Raw genomic sequence first — 25,211 nt, 5'->3', positions numbered from 1 at the left:
GCTACCGCTCGTAGGGGAACGCGGCGAGCGGGGCCTCCCGGGCGAAGAACGTCTTGGCCTCGCGCAGCGCCGCCTCGTCGTTGAGCACGTCACCGGGCTTGCTGCCGTTGCCGAGCAGGACGCCGCCGAACCGCATGCCCAGGTACGCGGCCGAGTTGTTGAGGGTTCCCACCAGCGGGTCGGCGACCTCGGGCTCCTCGTGCGCGAGCGCGGTGACGCCCCACAGGGTGCGCCCGGCGAGGGTCTTCTTGAAGTCGACGCCCGGGGTGCGCAGCCAGCCCGACCAGTGGTCCAGGTAGCGCTTGGTGGAGGCGGAGACCGCGTACCAGTACAGCGGCGAGGCGATCACGAGGTCGGTGGCCGCCAGCGTCGCGTCCAGGAGCACGGCCGTGGGGCCCTCCGTCGGCCGGACGTGGTCGCTGTCGTGGCGCAGGTCCTCGAAGTCGGGGAGCGGATGCTCGGCGAGGTCGATCCAGCGCTGCGTGACGTCCGGCGGCAGCTGCTCGGCGGCCTTGCGGGCCAGCGCCTCGGTGTTGCCGCCGGGACGGCTGCTGCCGAGGACGAAGAGGAAGCTGCGGGCGGCGCCGGTCTCCGTGGTCGTGGCGATGGTCGTGCCGGTCGAGGTCATGGTTCCCCCAGTGCTGCGCGTACGCCGGATAGGTGCGCATGCAGTATATGCAGATGCATTTAATCGGCGGTAGGGGTCTTCTCCGGCCCGGCGACCGCCGAGGCGGCGGCCAGGTACGCGCGCACCAGGGGGCGGGTGTCGTCGCGCCGGGCGGCCACCGCGAGCCGGGAGGGGGAGACCCCGCGCACCGGCACGGCGCTCACCTCGTCGCGGACGATCAGCGGGGCGTTGCCGACGGCGAGCAGCACCACCCCCTGCCCGTTGGCCACCGCCTCGTGGGTCTCCTCGGCGCTGCCCACCACCCCGCCGATCCGGGGCGCCCGCCCGGCGCGCGCGTCCAGGGCCAGCCAGTAGTCCCGCAGCGCCCCCGCCTCCGCGGGCAGTGCGAGGAACGGCTCGTCGAGCAGCTCCGCGAAGTCCACCGCGTCCCGCCCCGCCAGCCGGTGGCCCGGCGGCAGCGCCACGAGCCGGGGCTCCTCCGCGACCACCACCGACCGGTACAGCTCCCCGTCGGGCAGCGGCAGCCAGACGAAGGCGACGTCGCTCGAACCGTCCGCGAGCCCTGCGCTCGCATCGGCCCAGCCGACCTGGTGGAGCGTGGGCCGCGCGTCGGGATGACCGGCCAGCAGGCGCGAGCGCAGGGCCGGCAGCAGACCGCGCCCGGGGCTGGTCGACATGCCGACGACCAGCGCGTTCCGCTCGGCGGTGCGGGCCCGGCGGACGTCCTCCTCGGCGCTCTCCCAGGCCGCGAGCAGCGCGCGAGCGTGCGGGAGCAGCGCCGCGCCCACCCCCGTCAGCCGCACGGTGCGCCGGTCGCGCACGAACAGCTCGGCACCGAGCTGCCGCTCGAGGGCCCGTATCTGCTTGCTCAGGGCGGGCTGGGAGACGTACAGCCGCTCGGCGGCCCGGGTGAAGTTCAACTCGTCGGCGACCGCGGTGAAGTAGCGCAGATCGCGCCCATGGACGTCCATAACCCATGGCTATCACGGGAGGTCTTGGACGCGGGCCGGTCCGCGGAAGCAGGATGAAGACATGCCAAGGGGCAAGCCCCGGACGGCAGTTGAGAAGAAGTGACGGATCATGCGGAGGGGAACCGGAATGACCAGCGACAACAGCACCAAGGTGTGGCTCGTGACCGGCGCGACCAGTGGCTTCGGCCGGGCGATCGCCGAGGCGGCCGTCGCCGCGGGCGACACGGTGATCGGCACCGCGCGCCGCGCCGAGGCCCTGGACAGCCTGGTCGCCGCCCACCCCGACCAGGTCGAGGCGATCTCCCTCGACATCACCGACGGCGAGCGGGTCGACGCCGTGGCCGCCGAGGTCCTGGCCCGCTACGGCCGCGTCGACGTCCTCGTCAACAACGCGGGCCGCACCCAGGTCGGCGCCTTCGAGGAGACCACCGACGCCGAACTGCGGGACCTGTTCGACCTGCACGTCTTCGGCCCGGCCCGGCTGACCCGGGCGCTGCTGCCGCAGATGCGGGAGCGGGGCAGCGGCGCCATCGTCAACATGAGCAGCGTCGGCGGCCAGCTCTCCTTCGCCGGATTCTCCGCGTACAGCGCGACGAAGGCCGCCCTGGAGCAGCTCTCCGAGGGGCTGGTCGCCGAGGTCGCGCCGTACGGGATCAAGGTCCTCGTCGTGGAGCCCGGCGCCTTCCGCACCAACCTCTTCGGCAAGGGCGCCGCCTACTTCTCCGAGTCGATGCCCGAGTACACCGAGACGGCCGGGGCCACCCGGCGGATGGTGGAGAGCTCCGACGGTCTCCAGCCCGGCGACCCCGCCAAGGCCGCCGCCGCGATCCGGCTCGCCCTCGACGCGGAGACGACACCGCTGCGCCTGCCGCTCGGCGGGGACGCGGTGGACGCCGTCCTCGCCCACCTGGACGCCCAGCGGGCCGACCTCGCCACGTGGGAGAAGACGTCCCGGGGCACGGACTTCGACAGCTGACGCCGCCCGGGCCCGGGGCGTGGGGTCAGCACACGCAGAACTCGTTCCCCTCCGGGTCCGCCATCACGATCCACTCGCCGCCCTGGGCCTTCACCCGCTCCAGGACGCGCGCGCCGAGGCCGGCGATCCGCTCGGCCTCGGCGTCGCGCCGCCCCTGCTCCGCGTGGACGTCCAGGTGCAGCCGGTTCTTGACGGTCTTGGCCTCGGGCACTTTCTGGAACAGCACCCGCCGGCCGAGCCCGGACCCGGTCCGCTCGTCGACCGGGTCGTCCGGGTGGCGCACGGCGATCAGGTCGCGGAAGGCGCGCCGCCCCTGGAACTCGACGGTCTCCTCCTCGGGCAGCGCGCCGAGGCCGAGCAGCTGCTCGATCAGTGCGGCGTTGTCCTCCACCTCATAGCCGAGCGCGGCGGCCCAGAAGACGGCCTGGGCGTGCGGGTCGGCGGCGTCCACGACGAGTTTCCAGTGCAGGGTCATGCGTCAGTTATAGGGCCGGGCACTGACAAAGACCGCTCAGCGCGCGGACTCCCGCTGCACGCCGGTCCCGGCCGGGTCGGGGACGGCGGCGGCGGCCGCCGCCGCCCGCGCCAGGCGCACCCGGCCGGCCCGCGCGGTGCGCAGCGCGTCCCAGGTCAGCACCGCCAGCGCGGCCCATACGAGCCCGAATCCGGCCCACCGCTCGGCCGGCATGGCCTCGTGGAAGTACAGGATGCCGAGGGCGAACTGGAACACCGGCGCCAGATACTGCAGCAGCCCGAGCGTGGTGAGCGGCACCCGGATCGCGGCGGCGCCGAAGCAGACCAGGGGGATCGCCGTGACGATGCCGGTCGCGGCCAGCAGCGCCGCGTGCCCGGGGCCCTCCTGGGCGAACGTCAGCCGCCCCTGGGTGCCGAGCCACACCAAATACGCGAGCGCGGGCAGGAACTGCACGGCGGTCTCGGCGGCCAGCGACTCCACCCCGCTCAGATTGACCTTCTTCTTCACCAGGCCGTACGTGCCGAACGAGAAGGCCAGCGCCAGCGAGATCCACGGCGGCTGCCCGTACCCGATCGCGAGCACCAGCACCGCGAGCAGCCCGGTCCCCACGGCCGCCCACTGCGCGGGCCGCAGCCGCTCCCCGAGCAGCAGCACGCCGAGCCCGATGGAGACGAGCGGATTGATGAAGTAGCCCAGGGACGCCTCGACCACGTGCCCGGCGTTCACCGACCAGATGTACAGGCCCCAGTTCACGGTGATGACGGCCGCGGCGACGGTCACCAGGGCGAGCCGCCGGGGCTGGCGCAGCAGCTCGCGCAGCCAGGCCCACTTGCGGACGAAGAGCAGCGCGACGCCCACCACGACCAGCGACCACACCATCCGGTGGGCCAGGATCTCCCCGGCGCCCGCCGGTTCGAGCAGCGGCCAGAAGAGGGGGACCAGCCCCCACATCACATAGGCCGACGCGCCGTTGACGAGCCCGGACCGGCTCTGCTTCTCGTTCTCGCCCTCGGCCAACGCAGCCCCTCCTCCAGACGCACGGCAGCCCCGCGGCGGCCACCTCGAAGGTAGCGCCGCGGGGCGAGGCCTGTCATTCCCGTATCGCGATACGGTCCTGACGGTTCCGGAGGCTCCGGAAGGGGTTACTTCAGGGCCTGCGCGACGGCGTCGGCGAGCGGCGTGGTCGGGCGGCCGATGAGTCGCGAGAGGTCGCCGTCGCCGCGCGCGAGCAGGCCCTTGGCGATGGCGGCGTCGACGTCCACGAGGATGTCGGCGAAGGGGGCCGGGAGGCCCGCGCCGACCAGCACCTCGCGGTTCTGCTCCGGCGTCACGTTCCGGTAGGCGACGTCCTTGCCGGACTGCCGGGCCACCTCGGCCGCGTACTCGGCGAGCGACCAGGCGGTGTCGCCGCTGAGCTCGTAGGCCCGGTTCTCGTGGCCCTCGCCGGTCAGCACGGCGACGGCGGCCGCGGCGTAGTCGGCGCGCGAGGCCGAGGCGACGCGGCCCTCGCCGGCGCTCGCCAGGACGGCGCCGTGCTCCAGGACCGGGGCCAGGTTCTCCGTGTAGTTCTCGTGGTACCAGCCGTTGCGCAGGAACGTGTACGGCAGCCCCGAGTCGAGGATCGCCTGCTCGGTGACCTTGTGCTCGTCGGCCAGGGCGAAGTCGGCGTCGGGGCCGCCCAGGACACCGGTGTACGCGAGCAGCGCGACCCCGGCCCCCTTCGCGGCGTCGATCACGGCCTGGTGCTGGGCCGCCCGCTGCCCGACCTCGCTGCCGGAGACGAACAGCACGCGGTCGCCCGCCCGGAAGGCGTTCTTCAGCGTGTCGGGCGCGCTGTAGTCGGCGATCCGCAGCTCGACGCCGCGGGCGGCGAGAGCGGCCCCCTTCTCCTGGCTGCGGACGACCGCGGCGATGTCCCCGGCGGGCACCCCCGCGGCGAGCAGCCCTTCGACGACGAGACGGCCGAGGTGGCCGGTGGCACCGGTGACGACGAGACCCATGTCCGAAAACTCCTTGATGCGGCTTGTTGCGCGTTCTCCCTCACCGTAAAGCCTGCACTGTGGATTCGTAAGTACCCACTTTGAAGTAAGGTACTGGCATGGGAGTAAGCAAGGTGAGCAAGGTCCGGGAGTGGACGATGACGCCCGGTGAAGGGCTCTGCCCCCAGCGCCTCGTCCTGGAGCACGTCACGAGCCGCTGGGGCGTCCTGGTGCTGCTCGCGCTCTCCGAGCGTTCGTTCCGCTTCAGTGAGCTGCGCCGGGAGATCGGCGGGGTCAGCGAGAAGATGCTCACCCAGACCCTTCAGACCCTGGAGCGCGACGGCATCGTCCACCGCGACGCCAAGCCCGTGATCCCGCCGCGCGTCGACTATTCGCTCACCGCGCTGGGCCGGGAGGCGGCCGAGCAGGTGCGGGCGCTCGCGGAGTGGACCGAGCGGCGCATGGACGCGGTGGGCGAGGCGCGGGCGAGGTACGACGAGACCCGGCTCTCCGGGTCGGCCGGGTGACGTAACTTACCCGCGCGGAGGGCGGCTTGGTCATCGAGGGCCGTTCGGCCGGAATGGCCGTGCCCGATGCCGGGCAGACGCCTGGACGGGGCGTCGGTCCACACCGAACCCGCCATCCTTCCGTGCGCCCCCCGTCCGCCTCCCGCGCTGTGGTATGCCGCCCGGCATTCTGAAGGTGGGACGCTCGTCGCCGTTCCGAATTCGGGGGTTCATCTTTGACATGGGGACACGGGTATCGCCGCTGAGGAAGATCGGCGGCCGGCTGCGGTCGGGGCTCGACCGCGGCCGGCGCAGAGAGGAGCTGCTGCTCCAGCTGATCGGCCAGCTCGCCAGGGTGGCAGAGGAGATGCATCGCGCGAACGTCGTCCAGGCCCAGCGTGTGGCACTGGATCAGATGGACCGCGCGATCGACGACCCGACGCTGGCCGCGGCGCTGAGCACGCTGCCCAGCCTGACGGTCCAGAAGCGACGGCAGATGCTCTTCGTGAACCGGGAGTACGCCGTGGTGCTGCTGGCCCACCGGGTCGGCATGCTGACGTGGAACGAGACGCTGGGCCAGCTCAGGGTGTTGTGCCGCAACGATCTCTTCCGCGAGTACTGGGGACGCACGGTGGACCATCGCCGCAGCTATCCCGAGTCGTCACTGGAGGGGCGCGCGGGGCAGATGGTCGACGCGATGCTGGAGGAACTGGCCGAAGAGCCCGAGGAGTGGTGGGTCGTGGGCTCCCAGGACACGCCGAATCCCTGAATACGCCGAAGTGCTGATTCGGGACCCGCGCGTGTCACGTTCAGTGACCAATTGCCGGGTGGGAGCGTTACCTGTCGGGGGCGGCTTCTTCCTGCCCTCGTGTCGCGATGGCGGTACGCTGCGGCCGCCTTCCGCTGAGGGGGCGGCAGGCGGGGGCTCCTCCGCCGGTGTCCTTTCCTCCCCGCCCCTGTGGAGAGGAAAAAGTTGAAGATTCACCACCGTCTGGGAGACGCCCCCCGGGTGCGGGGCTGTGTGACGGGTGAAGGGTGCCCCGACGTGTTCCAGCTGACCGACGGGGACTTCGCGGTGATCGGCGCGGCCTTCGACGCCGAACTGCCACCGGGCGTGGCCCTCGGCCCGGGACAGCGGCTCGTCGTGGTGGACCGGGACACCCTGGTCCGGGCCCGCCGCGACATCCCCGACGCCTGAACCGTGGAGGGGCGCACCGCAGGGGCGGGGCGTCCCTCCGTGCGCCCCCTGCTGTGGTCCGGCGGTGCCGTGCGCCGCTCGGCACACTGGGTGACGGGGGTGGTCGCGCGATGGACGTACCGCGGCAGGAGGACTGGATCGGGTCGCTCGCCGGTGCGCTCGGCGCCATCGCGCTGGGCCTCGCCGACGCGGCGACGGAGCTGCGCAGGGCCAATCTGATCCGTACGCAGAGCCTGTTCATGGAGCAGCTCGACCGGGCCATCGACGACCCGGTGCTCGCGGCGGCGCTCAGCACCCTGGACGGCCTCGACGAGGAGCGGCGCCGCCAACTGCTCTTCATCAACCGGCACTACGGCCTCCTGCTGCTGACCTATCAGATCGGCGCGATCGACCGGGGCGAGCTGCTCGGCAGCCTCAAGATCCTCAGCCGGAACCGGATCTTCCGCCACTACTGGCAGGCCACCGCCGATCAGCGCGGCGACCTCCCGGAGCACTCGCTGGAGGCGCGGATCGGACGGGCCCTCGACGCGATCGTGGACGAGCGGCTGGACGATCTGGAGGAGTGGTGGGTCGTGGGGTAGGCGCTGACTAGGTGCGTGCGTTCGGGGTGCGTTCCGGGGAACGGCGTAACTGAGTGCCGCCGGGGCTGTTGGTGCACCCGGAACGAAAGGAGCAGCACCATGCAAGTTGTGCGTCGCATAGGAGACCCGCCACGCTTGCGGGGCAGCCGAACCGGCGAGACCTGCCCGGACATCTTCGAGCTGTCCGACGGGAACTTCGCCGTGATCGGCACCGAGGCGACCGAGACCCTGCGCAGGTGGCTGCCGATGGGCACAGCCCCGGCCGACCACGAGCGCATAGTCGTCGTCTCCCGGGACACTCTGGTCCGCGCCAAGCGCGACATACCGGACTCCTGAGGGCGGCTGGGTGCACATAAAGGGCCGGCCCACCACAAAGGTGGGCCGGCCCCTTGCGTACGGCGCGCGGTCAGCCGACGACGGTCCAGGTGTCGCCGCCCGCGAGCAGCGCGGCGAGGTCGCCCTTGCCGTCCCGCTCGATGGCGGCGTCCAGCTGGTCGGCCATCTGCGTGTCGTAGACCGGCCGTTCGACGCTGCGCAGGACGCCGATGGGCGTGTGGTGCAGGGTGTCCGGGTCGGCGAGCCTGGAGAGCGCGAAGGCCGTCGTCGGGGACGCGGCGTGGGCGTCGTGGACCAGGATGTCGGAGCGGTTGTCGTCCGTGACCGGGACGACTTTTAGGTCGCCGGTGGCGGGATCGCGCACGACCCCCTTGGACGCGTCCGCGCCGAAGGTGATCGGCTGCCCGTGCTCCAGGCGGATCACCGCCTCCTCGGCCTGCTGCTTGTCCTTCAGCACCTCGAAGGCGCCGTCGTTGAAGATGTTGCAGTTCTGGTAGATCTCGACGAGGGCCGTGCCCTGGTGGTCGGCGGCCGCGCGCAGCACCGAGGTCAGGTGCTTGCGGTCGGAGTCGACGGTGCGGGCCACGAAGCTCGCCTCCGCGCCGATCGCCAGCGAGACCGGGTTGAAGGGCGCGTCCAGCGAACCCATCGGGGTCGACTTGGTGATCTTGCCGACCTCGGAGGTGGGGGAGTACTGGCCCTTGGTGAGGCCGTAGATCCGGTTGTTGAAGAGCAGGATCTTCAGGTTCACGTTGCGGCGCAGCGCGTGGATCAGGTGGTTGCCGCCGATGGAGAGGGCGTCGCCGTCGCCGGTGACCACCCAGACCGACAGGTCGCGGCGGGAGGAGGCCAGGCCCGTCGCGATGGCCGGGGCGCGGCCGTGGATGGAGTGCATCCCGTACGTGTTCATGTAGTACGGGAAGCGGGAGGAGCAGCCGATGCCGGAGACGAAGACGATGTTCTCCTTCGCCAGGCCGAGTTCGGGCATGAAGCCCTGGACGGCGGCGAGGATCGCGTAGTCACCGCAGCCGGGGCACCAGCGCACTTCCTGATCGGACTTGAAGTCCTTCATGGACTGCTTGGCCTCGGCCTTGGGGACGAGCGACAGAAGCGTCTCCGCGCCACCCCCGGTTCCCTCCGTGGTCTGCGTGTCAGCCATCGATGGCCTCCTTGAGAGCCGTGGCGAGCTGCTCAGCCTTGAACGGCATACCGTTGACCTGGTTGTACGAGTCCGCGTCCACCAGGTATTTCGCCCGGACGAGGGTGGCGAGCTGGCCGAGGTTCATCTCGGGAATCACCACCTTGTCGTAACGCTTCAGGACCTCGCCCAGATTCCGCGGGAACGGGTTGAGATGGCGCAGATGGGCCTGCGCGATGTGTTCCCCGGCGGTGCGCAGCCGGCGGACCGCCGCGGTGATCGGGCCGTACGTCGAGCCCCAGCCGAGCACCAGGGTGCGGGCCTCGCCGGCCGGGTCGTCGACCTCGAGGTCCGGCACCTCGATGCCGTCGATCTTGGCCTGCCGGGTGCGGACCATGAAGTCGTGGTTGGCCGGGTCGTACGAGATGTTGCCCGTGCCGTCCTGCTTCTCGATGCCGCCGATCCGGTGCTCCAGGCCCGGCGTGCCGGGGATCGCCCACGGGCGGGCCAGCGTCTGCGGATCGCGCTTGTACGGCCAGAAGACCTCGGTGCCGTCGTCCAGCGTGTGGTTCGGGCCGGTCGCGAACTGCACGCGCAGGTCCGGGAGTTCGTCGACCTCGGGGATCCGCCACGGCTCCGAGCCGTTGGCCAGGTAGCCGTCGGAGAGGAGCAGGACCGGGGTGCGGTAGGTGACCGCGATCCGGGCGGCCTCCACGGCCGCGTCGAAGCAGTCGGCCGGGGTGCAGGGGGCGACGACCGGGACCGGTGCCTCGCCGTTGCGCCCGTACATCGCCTGGAGCAGGTCCGCCTGCTCGGTCTTGGTGGGCAGGCCGGTGGACGGGCCGCCGCGCTGGATGTCCACCACCAGCAGCGGGAGTTCGAGGGAGACCGCGAGGCCGATCGTCTCCGACTTCAGCGCCACCCCCGGCCCGGACGTCGTCGTCACCGCGAGGCTGCCGCCGAAGGCCGCGCCCAGCGCGGCGCCGATCCCGGCGATCTCGTCCTCCGCCTGGAAGGTGCGCACGCCGAAGTTCTTGTGCTTCGACAGCTCGTGCAGGATGTCCGAGGCCGGGGTGATCGGGTACGAGCCCAGGTACAGCGGCAGATCCGCCTGGCGCGAGGCCGCGATCAGGCCGTAGGACAGCGCCAGGTTCCCCGAGATGTTGCGGTAGGTGCCGACCGGGAAGGCCGTGGTGGCCGGGGCGATCTCGTAGGAGACCGCGAAGTCCTCGGTCGTCTCGCCGAAGTTCCAACCCGCGTGGAACGCCGTGAGGTTGGCCTTCATGATCTCGGGCTTCTTGGCGAACTTCGCCTTGAGGAACTTCTCCGTGCCCTCGGTCGGCCGGTGGTACATCCACGACAGCAGGCCCAGCGCGAACATGTTCTTGGAGCGCTCGGCCTCCTTGCGGGAGAGGTCGAACTCCTTGAGCGCCTCCACGGTGAGCGTGGTCAGCGGGACCGGGTGGACGTGGAAGCCGTCGAGCGAGCCGTCCTCCAGCGGGCTGGCCGCGTAACCGACCTTCGCCATCGCCCGTTTGGTGAACTCGTCCGTGTTGACGATGACTTCGGCGCCGCGCGGCACATCCCCGATGTTCGCCTTCAGGGCCGCCGGATTCATCGCCACCAGGACGTTGGGCGCGTCGCCCGGCGTCAGGATGTCGTGGTCGGCGAAGTGCAGCTGGAAGGAGGAGACGCCCGGCAGGGTGCCGGCGGGGGCCCGGATCTCGGCCGGGAAGTTCGGCAGGGTGGAGAGGTCGTTGCCGAACGAGGCGGTCTCCGAGGTGAACCGGTCGCCCGTGAGCTGCATACCGTCACCGGAGTCGCCCGCGAACCGGATGATCACCCGGTCCAGACGCCGTACGTCCTTGCTGGATTCACTCTCAGGTGTGCGCTGTTCCCCGACCACAGCACTGTCGGCCTGCTCGGCTGCGCTACTGACCTGGCTCGTCACTGAACTGGACCTCCCTCGAGGCGGCTGTGCGGGCAAGGCCGTCCCACCGGCCTTCCCCAGGCCCACCCTACGTCTGTAAGGGTCACCTTCCTCTGAGCAATCGCATCCTGGATCGAGAAATGAGTGATGGTCGGCGCCGCCCGTATCTGACAGGGTGTCAGGTGATCAGGAGTTCAGGTAGGTCAGGACGGCCAGAACCCGGCGGTGATCCCCGTCACTCTGCGACAGGCCCAGCTTCAGGAAGATGTTGCTCACGTGCTTCTCGACCGCGCCGTCGCTCACCACGAGCTGCCGGGCGATCGCCGAGTTCGTCCGGCCCTCCGCCATCAGGCCGAGGACCTCGCGCTCGCGCGGGGTGAGGTTCGCGAGGACGTCCTGCTTGCGGCTGCGGCCGAGCAGCTGGGCGACGACCTCCGGGTCGAGCGCGGTGCCGCCCTCGGCGACCCGCACGACCGCGTCCACGAACTCCCGGACCTCGGCGACCCGGTCCTTGAGCAGATAGCCCACGCCGCGGCTCGATCCGGCCAGCAGTTCGGTGGCGTACTGCTCCTCCACGTACTGCGACAGGACCAGGACCCCGAGGTCGGGGAACCTGGCGCGCAGCTGCACCGCCGCGCGCACGCCCTCGTCCGTGTGCGTGGGCGGCATCCGGACGTCCGCCACGACCACGTCCGGGAGCTGTGCCTGCTCGCCCAGCTCGGTGATGGTCTTGACCAGCGCCTCGCCGTCGCCGACCCCGGCGACGACCTCGAGTCCGCGGTCGGTCAGCAGCCGGGTCAGCCCCTCCCTGAGCAGCACTGAATCCTCGGCGATGACCACCCGCACCCTGTCCTCCACGATTTTCGGCCCCCCAGCGCCCCGGCACACCTGGCACCGGGGCAGTCATGAACAGGACCAGCATCGCAGGAACCGCGGGTGGGCGGGGGTGAGCGGCGCGATTGCCCCGGGCCGTGGGCGGGAGCTACGCCCGCCGCCACGGCAGCTCGGCGGTCACCCGGGTCGGCCCGGCGGAGGGCGAGTCGACCAGGAGGATCCCGTCGACCGCGTCGAGCCGCCCGGTCAGGCCCGCGAGACCCGAACCGGCGTCGGCCGCCGCGCCGCCCACCCCGTTGTCCTGGACCTGGAGCATCAGCCGGTCGCCGCTGCGCCACACGTCGACCGTGGCCCGGGTCGCCCGGCTGTGCTTGCTGACGTTCTGCAGCAGCTCGGAGACGGTGAAGTAGGCGATGCCCTCGATGGCGGGCGCCGGGCGCTCGTCGAGGTCCACCTCCACCGTCACCGGCACGGTGCAGCGCGAGGCGACGGAGGACAGGGCCGCGTCCAGGCCGCGGTCGGTGAGGACCGCCGGGTGGATGCCGCGGGCCAGGTCGCGCAGCTCCTGGAGCGCGGTCTTCACCTCGCCGTGCGCCTCGTCGACCATGCGCGCGGCGGCCTCGGGGTCCTCGGTGAGCTTCTCCTTCGCCAGCCCCAGCTCCATGGCGAGGCTGACCAGGCGGGCCTGCGCGCCGTCGTGCAGGTCGCGCTCGATGCGGCGCAGGTCGGCGGCGGCCGTGTCGACCACGACGCCCCGGTCCGACTCCAGCTGCACCACGCGCGAGGCGAGCCGCGACGGGCCGAGCAGACCGCCGACCATCAGCCGGTCCACCGTCGTCAGGCCCCGGACGATCCACGGCGTCGCCAGCACGACGAGCAGACCGGCCAGCGCGGTGACCGTGATCTCGAAGGGGTTGTCCAGATACACGGAGTGGTGGGCGTCGCCGTAGAGCTGCAGACCGCCCTGACCCGCGTACATCGGGAAGACCCAGCGCCACAGCGGGTACGTGAGCAGCGACCAGCCCGTCGCCCAGAACGTCAGCGACACCGAGAACGCGAAGACCGCCCACGGGAAGTGCAGCACCCCGTACAGCAGGTGCCGCCACGAGACGCCGCTCTTGAGCGTCGCGCCCATCCACGCCAGCGGGCCGCCGCCCTTGCGCGGGCGCACCGGCTCCGGCGTGCCGACGTCCAGGCCGAGCAGGCCGCGCGCCCGGGTCCGCTCCAGGGCGCCGAGACCGCGCGCCCCGGCGAGAGCGGCCGCGAGCACCGGCACCCCGATGAAGGTGATCAGCAGGCCCGCGCCGAGCGACACCATCGTCACCGTCCACACGAAGAAGACGATGCTGATCGGCAGGGACAGCAGCTGGTAGCAGAACTCCCGCCAGGCCCGGCCCTCGACGGGCGCGCGCAGCCAGGCCGGGAGCCGGTTCGGACCGCGGCGCGGGGCGCGGTCGCCGTACTGCGGGCCATGGTCGTCGTACGAGTACGCGTACTCGTCGCCGTATCCGTACTGCTGCGAGGCCATCGGAGTGCCGTCCGTTTCTGCTGAGAGGGCTGGTGAGCCGTTCTGATTCCAGGGTCCTCGGCGACGGGGGACCGGGCCATGCGGTGGGTCGGCGTCTTGGACCGGGGGTTTTCCCTACCCCCGGTCGCGCCAGGGCAGCTCGGCCGTCACCGTGGTGCCGGCGCCCTGCGGCGAGTCCACGACGAACAGGCCGTCCACCGCGCCCAGCCGCTCCGCGAGCCCCGACATGCCGGTGCCCTTGTCGAGGCTCGCCCCGCCCACCCCGTCGTCCTGGACCTGGAGCATCAGCCGGTCGCCGCTGCGCCACACGTCGACGCTCGCCTCCGTGGCCCGGCTGTGCTTGCTGATGTTCTGCAGCAGCTCGGAGACGGTGAAGTAGGCGATGCCCTCGATCGCCTCGGCGGGCCGGGCGGGCAGCTCGGCCGTCACCTTCACCGGGACCGTGCAGCGGGCGGCGACGGAGGACAGGGCCGCGTCCAGGCCGCGGTCGGTGAGGACCGCCGGGTGGATGCCGCGGGCCAGGTCGCGCAGCTCCTGGAGGGCGAGCTTCACCTCGCCGTGCGCCTCGTCGACCATCGCGGCCGCCGCATCCGGGTCCTCCAGGAGCTTCTCCTTCGCGAGGCCCAGGCCCATCGCCAGGTTCACCAGGCGGGCCTGCGCGCCGTCGTGCAGGTCGCGCTCGATGCGGCGCAGGTCGGCGGCGGCCGTGTCGACCACGACGCCCCGGTCGGACTCCAGTTCGGCGATCCGCGCCTCCAGCTCGTCCGACGGCGAGAGCAGCGCGCGGATCATCGCCCGGTCCGCGTTGGCCAGACCCCGCGCGATGAACGGCAGCACCGGCCACAGCACCAGCAGCGACGGCAGCATCAGCGCGAACGTCAGCACGCTCCACGGCAGCCGGATCACCTCGTACAGCACCGCCCGCCAGCCCACCGGGTCCTTCAGGCCGTTCCACAGCCAGGAGAAGAACCCGCCCGCGTTCCGCACCGGCAGCGGGCTCGGCTCGTCGATCCGCACGCCGAGCAGCGCCCGGGCCCTGGCCCGCTCCGCCCGCGCCAGCAGCCGCGCGCCGCGCAGCCCGCCGGCGATCAGCGGCAGCCCGATCACGGTCACCGTCAGCCCGGCGCCGAGCGCCAGCATCGTCACGGCGTACACGAAGCCGAGGATCGCCAGCGGGAAGCTGCTCAGGAGATACGCGATCTCCTTCCAGGTGTGCCGGTCGAGGGCGAGACGCGCCGGCGGCAGCACGGGACGGTCGTCGCCCGTGCCGTCGGGGATGCCGTCCGTGGCGTCGGGAGCGAGGAGGGGGTCGGTCATAACCGAAAGAGTGCCCTGTGCCCGACGGGCCGCGCCATGAGGCGGACCGCCCGGGAGGAACGGGGGATAACCCCACCTCGCCGACCACACGCCCGGCACCGGGCTGCTTACCGTTCCTTTAACAGGCCCTAGACTCCGTGTCCGTACAGATCGTCGAACACGAACCAACAACGAACACGCGAGGGGCGCTGAGACGTGACCGTCATCGCGGCGGACTACTTCCGCTCGTACTCGGTGGTCGGGCTGCTCGCCGTCGTCGGCGTGCTCTTCGTCGCCGTGGCCTTCGGCGCCGGACGGCTGCTGCGCCCGGTGGTGCCCACCCCGGAGAAACTCCTCACGTACGAGTGCGGTGTCGACCCCGTCGGCGAGGGCTGGGCGCACACGCAGGTCCGCTACTACGTGTACGCGTTCCTCTACGTGATCTTCGCGGTCGACTCGATCTTCCTCTTCCCCTGGGCCACGGTCTTCGCCGCGCCGGGATACGGCGCGACGACCCTGGTCGAGATGTTCGTCTTCCTGGGCTTCCTCGCCGTGGGCCTGCTGTACGCATACAAGAAGGGCGTCCTTACGTGGGCGTGAGTGACGTGGACGTGAGCGATGTGACTTCCTCCGAGCCGGTGGCGCTGCCCGATCCTCTGGGCCCGAAGAAGCTGGGCGTGCTCTCGCGCCTTGCGCCCGAGCCGATGAAGGTGGTCCTCAACTGGGGCCGCCGCTACAGCCTGTGGGTCTTCAACTTCGGACTCGCCTGCTGCGCCATCGAGTTCATCGCCGCGTCCATGGCGCGCCACGACTTCATCCGTCTCGGTGTCATCCCGTTCGCGCCGGGCCCGCGCCAGGCCGACCTGATGGTCGTCTCCGGCACGGTCACGGACAAGATGGCCCCGGCCGTGAAGCGCCTGTACGAGCAGATGCCCGAGCCGAAGTACGTCATCTCCTTCGGCGCCTGCTCCAACTGCGGCGGCCCGTACTGGGACTCGTACTCGGTGACCAAGGGCGTCGACCAGATCATCCCCGTCGACGTGTACGTGCCCGGGTGCCCGCCCCGCCCCGAGGCGCTGCTCCAGGGCATCCTCAAGCTCCAGGAGAAGATCGCGCGCGAGTCGCTCGGCGAGCGGTACGCGTCCGCCGACGAGGCGGCCGGGCGTCCGTCCGCCGCCGCCCTGAGCAGCGGTCTCGTCCAGCCGCCCACGCCTTCCGGGGGTGCGCGATGAGCTGGCTGCCGGAAGGCGTCGAGGAGCTGTTCGGCACCGGCGCCACGGCCGAGGAGGCGTACGACCTGCTGACCGTCGACGTCCCGGCCGAGGAGTGGATCGCGGCTCTGGAGACGGCCCGTACGCGCCTGGGGTGCACCTACTTCGACTGGCTGAGCGCGGTCGACGAACCCGGCGCGGGGTTCCGCGTCTGCGCGCACGTCGCGGCCGTCGCGCCCGGATCCGTACGCCGTCTGCTGCTGCGCACGACCGTCTCCCACGAGGCGCCGGTGCTCGCGTCGGCGGTCGGCGTGTACGCGGGCGCCGCGTGGCACGAGCGCGAGACCCACGAGATGTTCGGCGTCGGCTTCACCGACCACCCGGGGCTCGACCCGCTGCTGCTGCCGGAGGGGTTCGAGGGGCACCCGCTGCGCAAGGACTTCGTGCTCGCGGCGCGGGTCGCCAAGGCGTGGCCGGGGGCCAAGGAGCCGGGGGAATCCGAGCACGGCGGGCCCAAGCGCCGTCAGATGCTGCCGCCCGGTGTGCCAGATCCGAACGAATGGGGCCCGCTGAAGGGGCAGTTGCCGCCCGCTCCGGCGCGGCCGGCACGGGGGGCCGGGCGCGCTGCGGGTGCCGGTGCCGCCGGGCGGGCTGCCGCGGGGGAGCGTCCGGCGCGGCGCACCCGGTCGGCGAGTCAGGGGTCGGCGAGTCAGGCGGCTCCCGGGGCGGCCGAGACGGGGGCTCCGGTGACTCCGGGGGCGCCCGAGGGGGAGCGGCCCGCACGGCCCGCCCGGCGCGCGCGCAGCGTGTCGGAGGGCTCGGCGAGCCAGCGGCCCGAGGCGACACCCGAGCCGGGGCCCGAAGCGGGGCCCGAACCGGCGGCGAAGCCCCGGGCGAGCGACGCCCCGTGGCACCACGCCAAGCCCGCGTTCGACGAGAAGCCGGAACCGACCGCCTCGCCGGAACCGACCGCCTCGCCGGAACCGACCGCCTCGCCGGAACCGACCGCCTCGCCGGAACCGGCATCCGGCGACCCCGCACCCGGGGAGCCGGGCACCGCGGGCCGGTCGGGCACCAATGACGGGTCGGGCACCGCGGGCCGTTCGTCCGCCACGGGCGAGTCGTCTGCCACGGGCGAGTCGTCCGCCACGGAAAAGTCCGGCACCACCGAGGGATCCGGTACCACCGAGGGACCCGGCACCACCGAGGGACCCGGCACCGCCGAAGAGTCCGGCACCACCGAGGGTTCCGGCACCACCGGAGGTTCCGGCACCGCCGAACGACCCGGCACCACTGAAGGAGGCACGCAGTGAACGACGTTCTCGACGTCGCCCTGCGCCTCGTCGTCGTCTTCGTCGCCTTCCTGGTGCTGCCCCTGGTCGTCGGCCAGACCGAGCACAAGGTCATGGCCCACATGCAGGGCCGGCTCGGCCCGATGTACGCGGGCGGCTTCCACGGCTGGGCCCAACTCGTCGCCGACGGAGTCAAGTTCGCGCAGAAGGAGGACGTGGTCCCGGCCGACGCCGACCGCCGCGTCTTCCAGCTCGCCCCCGCCGTCGCCCTGCTCCCGTACCTCCTCGTGCTGCTCGCGATCCCGGTCGGCCCGGGCGACGGCGCGGTCGGCCAGGTCATCGACGCGGGCATCTTCTTCGTGCTCGCGGTGATGGGCGTCGGCGTGCTCGGCTCGCTGATGGCGGGCTGGGCGAGCGCCAACAAGTTCTCCCTGCTCGGCGGCCTGCGCACGGCCGCGCAGCTGCTGGCGTACGAACTGCCGATGCTGCTCGCGGCGGCCTCGGTCGCCATGGCCGCCGGCACGGTCTCGCTGCCCGGCATCCTCGACGCCTTCGAGTGGTGGTGGCTGCCCTGGCAGATCGTCGGCGCGCTCGTCTTCTTCGTGGCGGGCCTCGCCGAACTCCAGCGGCCCCCCTTCGACATGCCCGTCGCCGACTCCGAGATCATCTTCGGCGCGTACACCGAGTACACGGGCCTGCGCTTCGCCCTGTTCCTGCTCGCCGAGTACGCGGGCATCGTCGTCCTGTGCGGCCTGACCACCGTCCTCTTCCTGGGCGGCTGGCACGGCCCGTGGGGCGCCGACGGCCTCGGCTGGGTCTGGACCCTGCTCAAGACGGCGGTCCTGGCCTTCGTCGTGATCTGGCTGCGCGTGACGTACCCCCGGCTCCGCGAGGACCAGCTCCAGAAACTCTCCTGGACCCTCCTCGTCCCGCTCGCCCTGGCGCAGATCGCGCTCACCGGCATCGTGAAGGTGGCGATTTCGTAATGCCCCCGATTCCTGGGTCCGGCCTCGCCAAGGGCCTCGCCGTCACCCTGCGCACGATGACGAAGAAGACCGTCACCGCGCAGTACCCGGACACCCAGCCCGAACTCCCGCCCCGCACCCGCGGCGTGATCGGCCTGTTCGAGGAGAACTGCACGGTCTGCATGCTGTGCGCCCGCGAGTGCCCCGACTGGTGCATCTACATCGACTCCCACAAGGAGACGGTGCCGCCCGCCGTGGAGGGCGGCCGCGAGCGCTCCCGCAACGTCCTCGACCGCTTCGCCATCGACTTCTCCCTCTGCATGTACTGCGGCATCTGCATCGAGGTGTGCCCCTTCGACGCGCTGTTCTGGTCACCGGAGTTCGAGTACGCCGAGACCGACATCCACGAACTCACCCACGAGCGCGACAAGCTCCGCGAGTGGATGTGGACGGTGCCGGCCCCGCCCGCCCTCGACCCGGCGGCCGAGGAACCCAAGGAACTCGCCGCGGCCCGCAAGGCCGCGGAGAAGCTCGCGGCGGCGCAGGCCGCCGAGGCGGCCCCCGCCGCGCCCGGAGAGGAGAGCAGCGGATGACCGCCGCCGCACTGACGGCAACGGCCGCCGAGAGCCACGGCTTCCTGTCCCCGACCGGCGTCGAGATCGCCTTCCTCCTCGTCGGCCTGGTCACCTTCGGCGCCGCCCTCGTCACCGTCACCACCAAGCAGCTGGTGCACGCCGCCCTGTGGCTGGTCGTCGCCCTCGGCGGCCTCGCCGTCGAGTACCTCCTGCTCACCGCGGAGTTCATCGCGTGGGTGCAGGTCCTCATCTACGTCGGTTCCGTCGTGGTCCTCCTCCTCTTCGGACTGATGCTGACCCGGGCGCCCATCGGCCGCTCACCGGACGCCGACAGCCCCAACCGCTGGGCGGCCCTGACCGTCGCCGCGGCCTCCGCCGCCGCGCTGGTCTGGGTCGTCGTCGACGCCTTCCGCACGACCTGGATCGACCTCGACCACGGCGCCGGCGGCCCCGGCAACACGGCGGTCACCGGCTCGGTCCTCTTCCGGCACTGGGTGCTGCCCTTCGAGGCCCTGTCCGTCCTGCTGCTCGCGGCACTGGTCGGCGCGATCGTCCTGTCCCGCAAGAAGAACGCCGGAGCGAAGGAAGGCAACCGCTGATGCACCTCGCCTATCCCGCCGTCCTCGCCTCCCTCCTCTTCTGCACGGGCCTGTACGGCGTACTGGCCCGGCGCAACGCGATCCTGGTCCTGATGTCGGTCGAGCTGATGCTCAACGCCGTCAACCTGAACCTCGTCGCCTTCGACGTCTGGCTCCGCGACACCCTGCACGCCGGCCAGGCACTGACCCTGTTCACCATCGCGATCGCCGCCGCCGAGATCGGCATCGGCCTGGCGATCGTCCTGGCCGTGTACCGGGCCCGCGGCACCTCGGACATCGACAAGCTCCGCGACGCCGCCGAGCCGCGCGACCCGGACGACGACCCGCACGACCCGTCCGGCACCGCCACGGCCGCGCAGGCCCCGGCCGGTCCGGCGGAGGAGAAGGCAGAGGCCACCGCGTGACCACCACGACCCTCGCCGTCCTCGTCCCCCTCCTGCCCTTCCTCGGAGCCGTCGCCGGACTGCTGCTCGGCCGCACCGCACCGGGGTTCGTCCGCCCGCTGGCCATCCTGCCGACGCTCGCCGCGCTGATCCTGGCCGCGGCGGTCGCCGTCCAGCAGGGCGGCGGCTCGGGCAACGGCACCACGGCCCTCGACGCGCACACCGAACTCACCCCGACCGGCTCCGTGCCGATCGAACTCGCCCTGCACGTCGACGGCTTCGCCGCCCTCGTCGCCGTCCTGGTCGGGCTGGTCGCGACCTGCGTCCAGCTGTACTCGACGGGCTACTTGCGCGACGACCCGCGCTACCCCAGCTACGCCGCGATCGTCTCCCTGTTCACCTCCGCGATGCTGCTCGTCGTCTACACGGGCGACCTGATGGTGCTGCTGGTCGGCTGGGAAGTCATGGGCATCTGCTCGTACTTCCTCGTCGGCCACTACTGGGAGACCCCCGAGGCGCGCGCCGCCTCCCTCAAGGCCTTCCTCGTCACGAAACTCGGTGACGTCCCCTTCCTGATCGGCCTGTTCGCGCTCGCCACGGACGCGGGCTCCTTCCGCATCACGACGATCCTGGGCAAGGTCACCGGGCAGGGCGGCCTCGACCACCCGACGCTCATCGCGCTGCTGCTGCTCGCCGGAGTGGCGGGCAAGTCCGCGCAGTTCCCGCTGCACACCTGGCTGCCCGACGCGATGGCGGGCCCCACGCCCGTCTCCGCGCTGATCCACGCCGCGACGATGGTCGCCGCCGGTGTCTACTTCGTCGCCCGCCTCCTCCCGGTCTTCGCCGCCTCCCGGGTGGCCATGATCGTGCTCGCGGTGATGGCCGGCGTCACCATGCTCGGCTCGGCGCTCGCCGCGCTCGCCCAGGACGACATCAAGCGCGTCCTCGCGTACTCGACGATCGGCCAGCTCGGCTACATGACCGGCGCCCTGGCCGTCGGCGACCGCGGTGCCGCCGTCTTCCACCTCCTCACCCACGGCGCCTTCAAGGCGCTGCTGTTCCTCGCGGCGGGCGTGATCATCCACGCCGCCGGCACCAACTCACTGGCCGCGATGTCCCGCATGGGCAACCTGCGGGCCCGCGTCCCCGACGCCTTCTGGACGATGACCGTGGCGCTGCTCGCGCTCGCCGCGATCCCGCCCTTCAGCGGCTTCTTCTCCAAGGAGGCGGTCCTCGGCGCCGCCGAGCACACCGCCACCGGTCACGCCCTCGGCGGCCAGGCGATCCCCGCCGCGTCCGGCTGGATCGTCCTCGTCGCCGGCCTGTTCACGGCCCTGCTCACCGCCGCGTACGCGACCCGGCTGTGGCTGCTGGCCTTCAACGGCCGCGGGCCCGAAGCCCCCGACCACGGCAAACAGCCCGCCGTGATGAACGCCGTGCTGTGGATCCTGGCGATCCCCTCCTTCGCCCTCGGCCTGGCCTTCCTGCGGCTGCCCGACTGGTTCGACGGCCACTCGCTCGCCCCGACGCTCACCACCTCGGTCCTCGGCACGGGCTTCGCCCTCGTCGGCGGCCTGGTCACCTACGCGGCCTGGCGGCACACCACCGCGATGGCGGCCCGCGCGGTCCCGATCGGCGCCGTCGCGGTCGACACCGAGCAGGGCGACGGCGGGCTCGTCGAGGCCGAGGCCATCGCGACCCACGCCCCGGCCAACGGCGATGTCGCGAGCGCCCCCGACCCGGCCGACCCGGGCCGGCTCGTGCTGGGCCCGCTGCACCGGCACGCCGCCGTCGGCTTCCACCTGGACGCGCTCTACGCGGCGCTCTTCGTCCGTCCCGTCCGGGCCGCCGCCGCACTGGTCGGCTTCCTGGACCGCGCGGTCGTCGACACCTATGTCCGCGGAGCGGCCGAGGCGCCCCAGTGGCTGGGCCGGGCCGTGCGCCGCGCCCAGACCGGAAACGTGCAGACCTACCTCAGCGCACTGCTCGCAGGCACCGTCGTCCTGGTGGTCGCCGTCGTCCTCGTCGCCACCGCCGGAGCGTGAGCAGCCGTGATCGATATCAGCGAATCCGTGATGCAGTTCCTTCTCGCACTGATCGTCGTCGGCCCGCTCATCGGCGCCGTCCTCGCCCTACTGCCGGCGCCGCCCGGACTGAAGGGGAAATCCCCGGACCAGGCCGTGCTCCGCCACGGCGTGACCGTGACCGGCGCGATCCTTCTCGCCGCGATCGTCCTCGCGCTGGGCTTCGACCACGACCACCCGTCAAAGATGCAGGCCACGACGGACATCAGCTGGATCCCGGCACTGCACGTCCGGATCCACCTCGGCATCGACGGCATCTCTCTCCCCCTCCTGGTGCTCACGGCGCTGCTCACGTTCCTGTGCGCGCTGTACTCCTACTTCAAGATGCCTACGGGCCCTTCCCCCAAGGCGTTCGTCGCCCTGATCCTGCTGCTCGAATCGGGCACGCTGGCGACCTTCGCCGTGCTCGACCTCCTGCTCTTCTTCCTCGCGTTCGAGATGGTCCTCATCCCGATGTACTTCCTCATCGCCCGCTGGGGCGGTGCCGAACGGGCCGCGGCGGCCTGGAAGTTCATCCTCTTCACCCTGCTCGGCTCGGTCGTGATGCTGCTCGGCATTCTCCTTATCGGTGTTAAGTCGGGCACCTTCGACATGGTGGCACTCGCCACTGACAACGGCCGGGGCCTGACCTCGTCCGTGCAGGTCATCGCCGCTCTGGCGATCGGGATCGGGCTCGCGGTGAAGACCCCGATGTGGCCGCTGCACAGCTGGCTGCCGGACGCCCACACCGCCGCCCCGACCGTCGGCTCGGTCCTGCTCGCCGGTGTGCTGCTGAAGATGGGCACGTACGGATTCGTCCGGATCCTGCTCCCGGTCGCGCCCGACGGCTTCCGCACCTTCGCGCCCTACCTCGCCGCCTTCGCCGTCATCGGGATCATCTACGGATCGCTGGCCTGCCTGAACCTCGCCAAGCAGGGCGCGAAGGGCGACCTCAAGCGCCTCATCGCCTACTCCTCCGTCGGCCACATGGGCTTCGTGCTCCTGGGCATCGCCACGATGAGCCCCACCGGCGTGAACGGCGCCCTGTTCGCCAACATCGCCCACGGCCTCATCACCGGCCTGCTCTTCTTCCTCGTCGGCGCCCTCAAGGACCGGACCGGCACCAGCGACCTCGACACCCTCGCCGAGCAGGGCGGCATGGCCCTGTACGGCAGGGCCCCGCGCCTGGGCGGCCTGCTCGCCTTCGCCGCCGTCGCCTCGCTCGGCCTGCCCGGACTCGCCGGATTCTGGGGCGAGATGCTCGCCCTGTTCGGCGCGTTCGAGCCCGCCGACGGGCTCAGCCGCCCGGCGTTCCTCGTCTTCATGGCGATCGCCGCGTTCGGCACCCTGCTCACGGCCGCGTACATGCTCATCCTGGTCCGCCGGGTCTGCATGGGCCCGCGCCCGCAGGAGACCGTCACCGTGCCCGACGTGCGGGGGTACGAGTTCGCCGCCTGGACCCCGCTCGTCGCCCTCACCGTCCTCGCGGGCCTGTGGCCCGCCGCCCTGCTCGGCCTCACGAACCCGGCCGTGCAGAAGCTCCTCGCAGGAGGCCTCAAGTGATCGCCGTCGCCGCGCCCTCCGTGGCGTCCCTCGTCCAGTCCGTCGACTGGGTCGCGATCGCGCCGCCCACCATCGCCGCGATCGCCGCCCTCGTGGTCCTGGTCGCCGACCTGTTCGTGGCGGACGCGCGCAAGGCGGTCCTCGGCTGGATCTCCGTCGCGGGCCTCGCCGTCGCCGCGCTCGCGCTGATCCCGCTGATCGGCGACGAACGCTCCACCTTCTGCCTCAAGAACGCCCCGTACGAAGCGTGCAGCTACACGGCGGACCGCTTCACGCTCGTCGTGCAGTTCCTGGTCCTCGCGGGCGCCCTGCTCACCGCGCTCCTGTCGATCAGCGCGCTCAAGGACGCGAAGAACGCGAACAAGCCGCTCCCCGAGGGGGAGTACTGGTTCCTGCTGCTGTCCTCCGCCGCGGGCGCCGCCCTCCTGCCCGCCTCCCGGGACCTGGCCACGCTCGTCGTCGCCCTGGAGGTGGCCTCGCTGCCCGCCTTCGCCCTGGTCGGCCTCAAGCAGGGCGACCGGCGCTCCTCGGACGCCGCCCTGAAGTTCTTCCTGTCGTCCGTCACCGCGACCGCCGTCACCCTGCTCGGCGTGAGCTTCGTGTACGCGACCACCGGCAGCCTGCACCTGACCCGCGTGGCCTCTCAGCTCACCCACGTGGACGGCCAGTTCCAGACCCTCGCCCAGGCGGGCGTCGCGCTCACCCTCGTCGGGTTCGCCTTCAAGACGGCCGCCGTCCCGTTCCACTTCTGGGTGCCCGACACCTACGTGGGCGCGCCGCTGCCGGTCGCCGCCTACCTGTCGGTCATCGGCAAGGCGGTCGGCTTCTCCGGCCTCGTCCTCGTCACCGTCGTCGCGTTCCCGTCCTACGCGGACGTGTGGGGCCCGGCGCTCGCCGCGCTCGCCGCACTGACCATGACCGTCGGCAACGTCGCCGCGCTGCGCCAGCAGGCCACGCGCGCGTACAGCGCCGTACGGCTGCTCGCCTGGTCCTCCGTCGGCCAGGCCGGCTACCTCCTGGTGCCGATCGCCGCGGCCGCCTACGCGGACGACCCGCAGAAGGCGATCGGCTCCACGCTCGCCTACGCCCTCATGTACGCGGCCGTGAACCTCGGCGCCTTCGCCGTGGCCGCCCTGGTGGCCCGCACGAAGCCGCTCAACCGCGTCAGCGACTACCGGGGCCTGTACGCCGCGCACCCGCTCGCCGCGCTCGTCCTGGGCTTCTTCCTGCTGTGCCTCGCCGGTCTGCCGCCGGGCATCATCGGTCTCTTCGCCAAGGTCACCGTCTTCTCGGCGGCCGTCGACGCGGGCCTGGGCTGGCTCGCCGTCGTGATGGCGGTGAACGTCGTGATCGCGCTCTATTACTACCTCCGGTGGACCGCGACCCTCTTCCGCGCCCCCGAGGGCGAACCGGCGGCCCACCGGTTCCCGGCTCCCCTCACCGCCGCGATCGCCCTGACGGCCGTCATCGGCGTGGCCCTCTCGGGAGCTCCACAACTCATCCTTCACTTTGTGAACAGTGGGCTGTTTTCGTGACAGCCCGACAAGCCGACCAGCCTCTTTGGTACGTTTTGGGGTCGCCTGGTTCAGGCATGCCCCCGACAACCCCGATACCCAGGAGCAGTACCGTGCTGAGCGGCTTCAAGACATTCATCCTCCGCGGCAACATCATCACCACGGCCGTCGGTCTCGCCATCGGAACGGCGTTCACCGCTCTCGTGACGGCCTTCACCACGGCCTTCATCACCCCGCTCCTGGGCTGGGCCACCGGCTCCATCGGCGACTACTCCGACGCCGTCTTCGAGGTCGACGGGGTGAAGTTCTTCTACGGGAAGTTCATCGACGCCACGATCGCCTTCTTCATCACCGCGGCCGTCCTCTACTTCCTGATCGTCCTGCCGATGATGAAGTTCCAGGCCCGCATGGACCGCAACAAGCCGGTCGACATCAAGGCCTCCATGCGCGACTGCCCGCGCTGCTACGCGCAGATCCCCGGCATCGCCAGCCGCTGCCCCCAGTGCACCAGCGAGATCGAGCCCGACCAGAAGGCCCTGGAGATCGCGGGGATGCTGCCCGAGCAGCAGGTGCAGGAGAAGGTCTGACCCGTACGGCCCACCCGTACGGCCTACATACGGCCCCCGCCCTCCGGCCGCGCACAAGGGAACTAGACCTCCTCGTCTGGCGT

Annotated in this window: 27 protein-coding genes; 17 read left to right on the top strand and 10 right to left on the bottom strand. The window is 71.7% G+C overall.

All coding sequences use genetic code 11. The features are described 5' to 3' along the window. Position 1: 1 nt before the first annotated feature. Complete coding sequence (locus ABZ930_RS12475) at positions 2 to 628, bottom strand: NAD(P)H-dependent oxidoreductase (protein ID WP_361545678.1); 627 nt, start codon at positions 626 to 628, stop codon at positions 2 to 4. Positions 629 to 687: 59 nt separating this feature from the next. Next, positions 688 to 1,599, bottom strand: a complete 912-nt coding sequence (locus tag ABZ930_RS12470; protein WP_361545675.1) for a LysR substrate-binding domain-containing protein — start codon at positions 1,597 to 1,599, stop codon at positions 688 to 690. Between the two features lie 127 nt (positions 1,600 to 1,726). On the opposite strand from ABZ930_RS12470, the gene ABZ930_RS12465 reads away from it, so the two are divergent. Continuing rightward, a complete protein-coding gene (locus ABZ930_RS12465; protein ID WP_361545672.1) occupies positions 1,727 to 2,575 on the top strand; it encodes an oxidoreductase in 849 nt (282 codons plus the stop codon). A gap of 25 nt (positions 2,576 to 2,600) precedes the next feature. Here ABZ930_RS12465 and ABZ930_RS12460 read toward each other — a convergent pair whose 3' ends face one another. The 3 genes from ABZ930_RS12460 to ABZ930_RS12450 all read right to left on the bottom strand — a co-directional run bounded on the left by ABZ930_RS12460 (position 2,601) and on the right by ABZ930_RS12450 (position 5,050). Next, positions 2,601 to 3,050 carry a VOC family protein gene (locus ABZ930_RS12460; protein ID WP_361545669.1) on the bottom strand — a complete coding sequence of 150 codons (450 nt, stop codon included), beginning with the start codon at positions 3,048 to 3,050 and terminating at the stop codon, positions 2,601 to 2,603. A 36-nt stretch (positions 3,051 to 3,086) separates the two neighbouring features. After that, positions 3,087 to 4,067: an EamA family transporter RarD gene (gene rarD, locus ABZ930_RS12455; protein WP_361545666.1), complete on the bottom strand. Its 981-nt coding sequence runs from the start codon at positions 4,065 to 4,067 to the stop codon at positions 3,087 to 3,089. A gap of 125 nt (positions 4,068 to 4,192) precedes the next feature. Then, entirely contained in the window at positions 4,193 to 5,050 is an 858-nt protein-coding gene (locus ABZ930_RS12450) for an SDR family oxidoreductase (protein ID WP_361545664.1), read from the bottom strand. Positions 5,051 to 5,148: 98 nt separating this feature from the next. On the opposite strand from ABZ930_RS12450, the gene ABZ930_RS12445 reads away from it, so the two are divergent. The 5 genes from ABZ930_RS12445 to ABZ930_RS12425 all read left to right on the top strand — a co-directional run bounded on the left by ABZ930_RS12445 (position 5,149) and on the right by ABZ930_RS12425 (position 7,650). After that, on the top strand, positions 5,149 to 5,556 hold the full coding sequence (locus ABZ930_RS12445) for a helix-turn-helix domain-containing protein (RefSeq protein WP_361545662.1): 408 nt from the start codon (positions 5,149 to 5,151) through the stop codon (positions 5,554 to 5,556). 220 nt (positions 5,557 to 5,776) lie between these two features. After that, complete coding sequence (locus tag ABZ930_RS12440) at positions 5,777 to 6,304, top strand: DUF6082 family protein (protein WP_361545659.1); 528 nt, start codon at positions 5,777 to 5,779, stop codon at positions 6,302 to 6,304. Between the two features lie 276 nt (positions 6,305 to 6,580). Next, positions 6,581 to 6,733: a hypothetical protein gene (locus tag ABZ930_RS12435; protein WP_361545656.1), complete on the top strand. Its 153-nt coding sequence runs from the start codon at positions 6,581 to 6,583 to the stop codon at positions 6,731 to 6,733. 110 nt (positions 6,734 to 6,843) lie between these two features. Further along, positions 6,844 to 7,314 carry a DUF6082 family protein gene (locus tag ABZ930_RS12430; protein WP_361545653.1) on the top strand — a complete coding sequence of 157 codons (471 nt, stop codon included), beginning with the start codon at positions 6,844 to 6,846 and terminating at the stop codon, positions 7,312 to 7,314. 99 nt (positions 7,315 to 7,413) lie between these two features. Then, entirely contained in the window at positions 7,414 to 7,650 is a 237-nt protein-coding gene (locus ABZ930_RS12425; RefSeq protein WP_361545651.1) for a hypothetical protein, read from the top strand. Positions 7,651 to 7,720: 70 nt separating this feature from the next. Here ABZ930_RS12425 and ABZ930_RS12420 read toward each other — a convergent pair whose 3' ends face one another. The 5 genes from ABZ930_RS12420 to ABZ930_RS12400 all read right to left on the bottom strand — a co-directional run bounded on the left by ABZ930_RS12420 (position 7,721) and on the right by ABZ930_RS12400 (position 14,397). Next, on the bottom strand, positions 7,721 to 8,809 hold the full coding sequence (locus ABZ930_RS12420) for a 2-oxoacid:ferredoxin oxidoreductase subunit beta (RefSeq protein WP_361545648.1): 1,089 nt from the start codon (positions 8,807 to 8,809) through the stop codon (positions 7,721 to 7,723). Continuing rightward, positions 8,802 to 10,739 (bottom strand): 2-oxoacid:acceptor oxidoreductase subunit alpha, encoded by a 1,938-nt coding sequence (locus ABZ930_RS12415; RefSeq protein ID WP_361545645.1) that lies wholly within the window; start codon positions 10,737 to 10,739, stop codon positions 8,802 to 8,804. The genes ABZ930_RS12420 and ABZ930_RS12415 overlap by 8 nt, the downstream gene beginning before the upstream one ends. Positions 10,740 to 10,904: 165 nt before the next feature. Beyond that, complete coding sequence (locus tag ABZ930_RS12410; protein WP_361545725.1) at positions 10,905 to 11,564, bottom strand: response regulator transcription factor; 660 nt, start codon at positions 11,562 to 11,564, stop codon at positions 10,905 to 10,907. A 136-nt stretch (positions 11,565 to 11,700) separates the two neighbouring features. Next, positions 11,701 to 13,080 (bottom strand): sensor domain-containing protein, encoded by a 1,380-nt coding sequence (locus ABZ930_RS12405; protein WP_361545643.1) that lies wholly within the window; start codon positions 13,078 to 13,080, stop codon positions 11,701 to 11,703. Between the two features lie 114 nt (positions 13,081 to 13,194). Beyond that, a complete protein-coding gene (locus ABZ930_RS12400; RefSeq protein WP_361545641.1) occupies positions 13,195 to 14,397 on the bottom strand; it encodes a sensor domain-containing protein in 1,203 nt (400 codons plus the stop codon). Positions 14,398 to 14,592: 195 nt separating this feature from the next. On the opposite strand from ABZ930_RS12400, the gene ABZ930_RS12395 reads away from it, so the two are divergent. The 11 genes from ABZ930_RS12395 to ABZ930_RS12345 all read left to right on the top strand — a co-directional run bounded on the left by ABZ930_RS12395 (position 14,593) and on the right by ABZ930_RS12345 (position 25,128). Beyond that, entirely contained in the window at positions 14,593 to 14,976 is a 384-nt protein-coding gene (locus ABZ930_RS12395; RefSeq protein WP_361545639.1) for an NADH-quinone oxidoreductase subunit A, read from the top strand. A 5-nt stretch (positions 14,977 to 14,981) separates the two neighbouring features. Continuing rightward, a complete protein-coding gene (locus ABZ930_RS12390) occupies positions 14,982 to 15,608 on the top strand; it encodes an NADH-quinone oxidoreductase subunit B family protein (protein WP_361545722.1) in 627 nt (208 codons plus the stop codon). Next, the gene (locus ABZ930_RS12385; protein ID WP_361545636.1) at positions 15,605 to 16,900 is read left to right on the top strand and encodes an NADH-quinone oxidoreductase subunit C; all 1,296 of its coding nucleotides are present in this window, start codon (positions 15,605 to 15,607) and stop codon (positions 16,898 to 16,900) included. The genes ABZ930_RS12390 and ABZ930_RS12385 overlap by 4 nt, the downstream gene beginning before the upstream one ends. After that, entirely contained in the window at positions 16,897 to 17,865 is a 969-nt protein-coding gene (locus ABZ930_RS12380; protein WP_361545633.1) for a complex I subunit 1 family protein, read from the top strand. Before ABZ930_RS12385 ends, ABZ930_RS12380 begins: the two co-directional genes overlap by 4 nt. Beyond that, entirely contained in the window at positions 17,865 to 18,437 is a 573-nt protein-coding gene (locus ABZ930_RS12375; protein WP_361545630.1) for an NADH-quinone oxidoreductase subunit I, read from the top strand. The genes ABZ930_RS12380 and ABZ930_RS12375 overlap by 1 nt, the downstream gene beginning before the upstream one ends. Then, entirely contained in the window at positions 18,434 to 19,018 is a 585-nt protein-coding gene (locus tag ABZ930_RS12370) for an NADH-quinone oxidoreductase subunit J (protein ID WP_361545627.1), read from the top strand. Before ABZ930_RS12375 ends, ABZ930_RS12370 begins: the two co-directional genes overlap by 4 nt. Next, complete coding sequence (gene nuoK, locus ABZ930_RS12365) at positions 19,018 to 19,422, top strand: NADH-quinone oxidoreductase subunit NuoK (RefSeq protein ID WP_361545625.1); 405 nt, start codon at positions 19,018 to 19,020, stop codon at positions 19,420 to 19,422. Before ABZ930_RS12370 ends, nuoK begins: the two co-directional genes overlap by 1 nt. Then, complete coding sequence (locus tag ABZ930_RS12360; RefSeq protein WP_361545622.1) at positions 19,419 to 21,446, top strand: NADH-quinone oxidoreductase subunit L; 2,028 nt, start codon at positions 19,419 to 19,421, stop codon at positions 21,444 to 21,446. The genes nuoK and ABZ930_RS12360 overlap by 4 nt, the downstream gene beginning before the upstream one ends. A gap of 6 nt (positions 21,447 to 21,452) precedes the next feature. Next, positions 21,453 to 23,027 carry an NADH-quinone oxidoreductase subunit M gene (locus ABZ930_RS12355; protein ID WP_361545619.1) on the top strand — a complete coding sequence of 525 codons (1,575 nt, stop codon included), beginning with the start codon at positions 21,453 to 21,455 and terminating at the stop codon, positions 23,025 to 23,027. Then, complete coding sequence (locus ABZ930_RS12350) at positions 23,024 to 24,562, top strand: NADH-quinone oxidoreductase subunit N (RefSeq protein ID WP_361545616.1); 1,539 nt, start codon at positions 23,024 to 23,026, stop codon at positions 24,560 to 24,562. Before ABZ930_RS12355 ends, ABZ930_RS12350 begins: the two co-directional genes overlap by 4 nt. Positions 24,563 to 24,654: 92 nt before the next feature. Next, positions 24,655 to 25,128, top strand: a complete 474-nt coding sequence (locus ABZ930_RS12345) for an MscL family protein (RefSeq protein ID WP_361545613.1) — start codon at positions 24,655 to 24,657, stop codon at positions 25,126 to 25,128. Positions 25,129 to 25,211 lie beyond the last annotated feature (83 nt).

This window comes from Streptomyces sp. NPDC046716, assembly GCF_040645755.1.
Taxonomy (GTDB): domain Bacteria; phylum Actinomycetota; class Actinomycetes; order Streptomycetales; family Streptomycetaceae; genus Streptomyces.
The sequence above is the reverse complement of the archived record's forward strand: the minus strand, read 5'-3'. Positions and strand labels throughout refer to the sequence as shown.